Origin of the sequence: Azorhizobium sp. AG788, from assembly GCF_943371865.1 — a bacterium.
In the GTDB taxonomy this organism is placed as follows: Bacteria; Pseudomonadota; Alphaproteobacteria; order Rhizobiales; family Xanthobacteraceae; genus Azorhizobium.
In genome coordinates, this window is sequence record NZ_CALRWL010000105.1 from 1 (window position 1) to 4,375 (window position 4,375).

4 protein-coding genes and 3 pseudogenes are annotated in these 4,375 nt (G+C 64.6%); 4 read left to right on the forward strand and 3 right to left on the reverse strand.

Features of this window, described 5'->3' with window-relative positions; translation table 11 throughout:
* Positions 1 to 235: 235 nt before the first annotated feature.
* Positions 236 to 639: pseudogene (locus AAG816_RS27465) on the forward strand (transposase); the annotation flags it as partial.
* 33 nt (positions 640 to 672) lie between these two features.
* Here the strand turns inward: AAG816_RS27465 and AAG816_RS27470 are convergent.
* Both AAG816_RS27470 and AAG816_RS27475 read right to left on the reverse strand, forming a co-directional pair.
* Positions 673 to 825, reverse strand: a pseudogene (locus AAG816_RS27470) (transposase); the annotation flags it as partial.
* 48 nt (positions 826 to 873) lie between these two features.
* Positions 874 to 1,461 (reverse strand): IS5 family transposase, encoded by a 588-nt coding sequence (locus AAG816_RS27475; protein WP_341992900.1) that lies wholly within the window; start codon positions 1,459 to 1,461, stop codon positions 874 to 876.
* A gap of 149 nt (positions 1,462 to 1,610) precedes the next feature.
* Here AAG816_RS27475 and AAG816_RS27480 point away from each other — a divergent pair, with 149 nt between their 5' ends.
* The 3 genes from AAG816_RS27480 to AAG816_RS27490 all read left to right on the forward strand — a co-directional run bounded on the left by AAG816_RS27480 (position 1,611) and on the right by AAG816_RS27490 (position 2,611).
* Positions 1,611 to 1,796: a hypothetical protein gene (locus tag AAG816_RS27480; RefSeq protein WP_341992901.1), complete on the forward strand. Its 186-nt coding sequence runs from the start codon at positions 1,611 to 1,613 to the stop codon at positions 1,794 to 1,796.
* 199 nt (positions 1,797 to 1,995) lie between these two features.
* Positions 1,996 to 2,250: a type II toxin-antitoxin system RelE/ParE family toxin gene (locus AAG816_RS27485; RefSeq protein WP_341992902.1), complete on the forward strand. Its 255-nt coding sequence runs from the start codon at positions 1,996 to 1,998 to the stop codon at positions 2,248 to 2,250.
* Positions 2,243 to 2,611, forward strand: coding sequence for a helix-turn-helix transcriptional regulator (locus AAG816_RS27490; RefSeq protein ID WP_341992903.1), 369 nt, complete (start codon positions 2,243 to 2,245; stop codon positions 2,609 to 2,611). The genes AAG816_RS27485 and AAG816_RS27490 overlap by 8 nt, the downstream gene beginning before the upstream one ends.
* Before the next feature lie 337 nt (positions 2,612 to 2,948).
* Here AAG816_RS27490 and AAG816_RS27495 read toward each other — a convergent pair.
* Positions 2,949 to 4,290 (reverse strand): annotated as a pseudogene (locus AAG816_RS27495) (IS1380 family transposase).
* Positions 4,291 to 4,375 lie beyond the last annotated feature (85 nt).

Consider the following 4,375-nt stretch of genomic DNA (forward strand, 5'->3'; position numbering starts at 1 on the left):
TTCCGACCACGAGGGGCCGCCATTGCGCCCTGAGCGACACGTCACGACCTCCATCGCAACCCTGCGCATCAACATCGCCAGAAGCCTCGCCCGAACACTCCAGCGATGTCCGTGCTGCCATCAATCGTGCACTTTATGACACAGTAGAAATAACAGGCTGCGGAAAAAGGGCCTCGCGTGCAGGAGTTTGGTGTGATTCTCTCTCCAGAGCGAAAGCTGGGCTGAGGAGAGGGGCATGCGCGGGTACGATGAACGGAGCGACGGTCTTTTCAGCTACGTGAGCTGCGAGGCGCGCGTTCCGGTCAGCCATCCGCTGCGGGCGATCCGGGCCATCGTGGATGAGGCCCTGGACACCCTGTCTCCGGTGTTCGAAGGGATGTACTCGAAGATCGGGCGCCCTCGATCCCGCCGGAGAAGCTGTTGCGGGCCTTGCTGCCCCAGGCGTTTTTCTCGGTGCGCTCGGAGCGCCAACTGATGGAGCAACTGGATTACAATCTGTTGTTCCGCTGGTTCGTCGGACTGGCGATGGACGCGCCGGTGTGGGACGTGACGGTGTTCACCAAGAACCGCGATCGGCTGCTGGCGGGCGACGTGGCGGTGAAGTTTCTGGCCGCGGTCCTGAGCCAGCCGCGTGTCAGAGGCTGTCCGGTAGAAGGCGTGGCGAATTTTCACCTAATTTCCATCGAGTTTGGACAATCGGCGGAGCAAGATTCGGCTCATCGCCATATAGATGAATGTCTCATCAGTTTTCGGAAGACGTTCGTAATCAACGACCAGACGGCGGTTGGTGAGCAGCCATGCAAAGAATCGCTCAACCAGGTGTTGGTGCAGCGAGGTCAGCGCGGACGCACCGAAGCCTGACACGACCTTCGATCAGGCAGAGCGGACGGAGTTCGGGCGTGCTTGACCGATCATCCGGTTGAGGACGGCGACGCCGATGGCGGCCTCGGCTTGCTGGCCAGGCAGCGTGCGGGCACGAAGCTGGCCGCCAAGGATGCGCTTGTAACGGGCCATCGCGGTTTCCGTCTTGCTCCGCTTCCCATAGTCGGTCTGTCGTTGCCATCCCAGGCGGCCGCGCTCGGCGATGCTCTGGATGTGCTGATCCCGCTGGGTTGGCTCGGTCGCGGCGGTCGGGCCGGACACCGCTGTGGCGCGTGGCGGGATGACGACCATGGCGCCGGCATCCCGTTGGGCCACGGTGTGGTAAATTGGGTCGCCATCATAAGCGCCGTCGGCCATGACGGTGGCGATTGGGCCGATGGTCTGGTCAAGCAAGGGGCCGACCTGGGAGGCGTCGCCGTCGTCGGTGGTCGTCAGCGTGGCGGCGACGATGGTGTTGGTGCTCGCATCGACGGCCAGATGGAGTTTCCGCCAAGTCCGGCGCCCGCGCACGCCATGCTTGTCACGGTGCCATTCGCCGGCCCCATACCGTGTCGCGCCGCGACAATCAACCCGAAACATAGCGCTTGCCAGCGACAATCACACCGAACATCATCCCGCCGTCGCAGTCATAAATTCTCACCCAGATTGACGCGCTACAGCCGTTGCCGGCCGGCAACGATACAGCAGCCCCGGCGGCATAGGGCCGTCTATCAAAGGAGGGTTGACCAATGTCACTGAAAGTTACTTTGTTTTTGGTCGCGGTCTGTCTGGTCATCGCCGTGGTCGGGTTGGCTGTAGGTTGGTTTGCCCGGTTGCCTGGAAACGGTAACATTGTCGTGGTGGCGACTGCGCTGATGGCCAGCGTGGTCGGCCAGTACCCCAGCCACCTCTTGCGTCATAGCCGGTTGCTCTGAAACGGGAGTCATTCCTGCATGCGGACCGAAGATCATCCATTTGCCGAGGCTGCCGGTCGTGACAGCCCGATGGAAATCCTTCAGGGCTCCGGTCTTCGCTTGCCTGGACGGGCCTTCCCAACCCCTGACATAACGGCCCGCAATACGATTTTATAGCAATATGCTTTCGCCGGTCATTGCGATTTGCTATGTTGGCGCTATGCACACGATCCGCTACACCGCCGACGCTCTGAAGACCCTCCGCCGGATACCGCGCAACACCGCGCAACTGATCCGGCAGAAGGTTCAGGAGGTGGCCAACGATCCCACAGCCGCGCGGAACGTGAAGAAGCTGAAGGGCCGGGACGGCTATCGGATGCGCGTCGGCGACTGGCGGGTAGTATACGACATCGAAGCCGGCGTGCTGGTTCTGATCGTCATCGAAATCGGCCCGAGAGGAGGCATCTATGACTAACCCCACGCAGATCATCCGGGACGGTAGCGGCAAGCCCGCCTTCGCGGTGCTGCCGATCGCGGAGTACGAGCGGCTTCTGGAGGCGGCCGACGAAGCGGCCGGGGTCCACGCCTTCGACGCTTACAAGGCGGCTCGCCCGGAGTCCTTCCCTGCCGAGGTGGCCGACCGGCTGCTGAACGACGAGCACCCGGTGAAGGTGTTCCGCGAGTACCGCGGCATGACGCAGGCCCAGCTCGGTGAAGCCGTTGGGCTCAAGCAGGCGTATGTGTCCCAGATCGAGGCCCGCGCCCGTATCGGTACTGTAGACGTGCTCAAACGGATCGCGGAAGCCCTGCGCGTAGATCTCGACAACCTCACCTGAGGCTGTCCACAAAGGGAGCCTTCTGACGGCCCGCAGCTCGACGACATCGCGGTCGGCACCCGGTTGATCGGCGCCGAGCTGGCCGGGCTGGTCGGCCGCCTTGATCGTCAGCTGCTCGCACGCCGGTAGGCCATGCGCGCCGACGGCCTGGCATCATCGTTGCGCCACTAACCGCCTTTATTCACCATGGGGGGGAGCGATCTGGTCGCCGGGTAGAGATGCTCAACGTAGGGCTGCATAGGCGCGCGTCGCCGCCGCCGCGCTGACGGCGGCGTGACGGTGGCGGAGTTGATGGTGGACGGGATTGGGTGACGGCTGGGGCACGCTGCCCCGGTGCTCAGCAGATGAGCCGCGGCAGGCGGCTGAGGGCGAGGTGGATGATCGCCTGATCAGGCGCGCTGGTCGGCAGGTGCACCTTAGATCTGCGTCTTCATCTCCACGATGCGCGCGGCGATCTTCACCAAGCGCAGCCGCAAGGTGTCGAATTGCACCGTGCGCCAGCGGGAGCGTTTCGGCATCAGCGAGCGCAGGCTCCACAGCAGCCAGTACGCCCCGGCGTGCAGGAACAGGCGGAACTGGTTGGCCGTCGCCTTGGTGCAGGAGGTCCGGTCTGCGGCAAGGTGGGCCTTCCAGGCTTTTATATGATTTTCCGCCTGTCCCCTTGCGCAGTACAAAACCTCGTACAGCCATCGCCCGGTGCCGTGACGCAGGTTGGTGACGATGAAGCGGGTGTCGGTGCCCTGGTCGCCCGCCTCGACCCGTGCGACGATGCGCCTCACCCGGCTCCAGGTGCTGGCGCCGTCGTAGAACTCCTTGAAGCGGCGCACCTTGCCGGGTCCGGGCGCGGCCTGGAAGCGCGCCGCGGTGCTGGCCTCCAGCGTGGTGACGTGACGGCGCAGCGTGCTGCTGGTCGGCAGACCGAGCACGTAGTCGTGCCCCTCCGCCTCGCACCAGTCGAGCACCTCCGGGCAGGCGTAATGGCCGTCGGCGCGCAGCAGGATCTCGGTCTTGGGCCAGTTTGCCCGAATGGCGCGGAGCAGGCGACGCAGGAAGGTCCGGATCTCCGTCCCCTTGGGCCGCTTGGCTGGGCGCAGCACAGCGGTGACAAAGCGGCCGTTGCCGTCGAAGACAACGATGGGCTGAAAGCCGTACTCGTCATAATGGGCGTTGAACAGGCGCAACTGCTGGCCGCCATGCACCGCGTCGAAGGTGTCGTCTACATCCAGCACGATGCGCTTGGGCACCTGGCGAAAGGACGCGCAGTAGAGATCGACCATGGTCCGGCCCATGCGCAGCAGTGCGCGGGTATCCGGCAGGTTCTCCAGGCGCGAGATGGTGGCTTGCGAGCACAGGTCGCGCTCGGACGGCAGGCGCTCCAGGGCCATCTTGAACAGCGGGTCGCGGCGCAGGCTGTCGGCGTCGTTGCCGTCCTCGTAGCCCGCCGCGATGGCCAGCAGGCGGAAGCCGATGATGTCGGCCAACGAATGCACGGTGCGGGTGGGATCGCGCGGGTCCTCAATGCAAGCGGCCAGACGATCGGCAACCCCCAGCCGCTTCGCCACCTCCCGCAGCACCAGCAGTCCGCCATCGCAGGACAAGCGGCCGCCATCAAAGCGCCCGATCACCGGCTTTCCAGCAACGGGTGACAGGCCGGGCAGCGGCAGGGTATGATCAACCATGGCGGGTGGGCGCTCCGGAAGCGGCAGGGGTTGGTTTCAGCACCCAAATCCTACGGCCGCTCAACGGATGCCGCTACACCCGCCA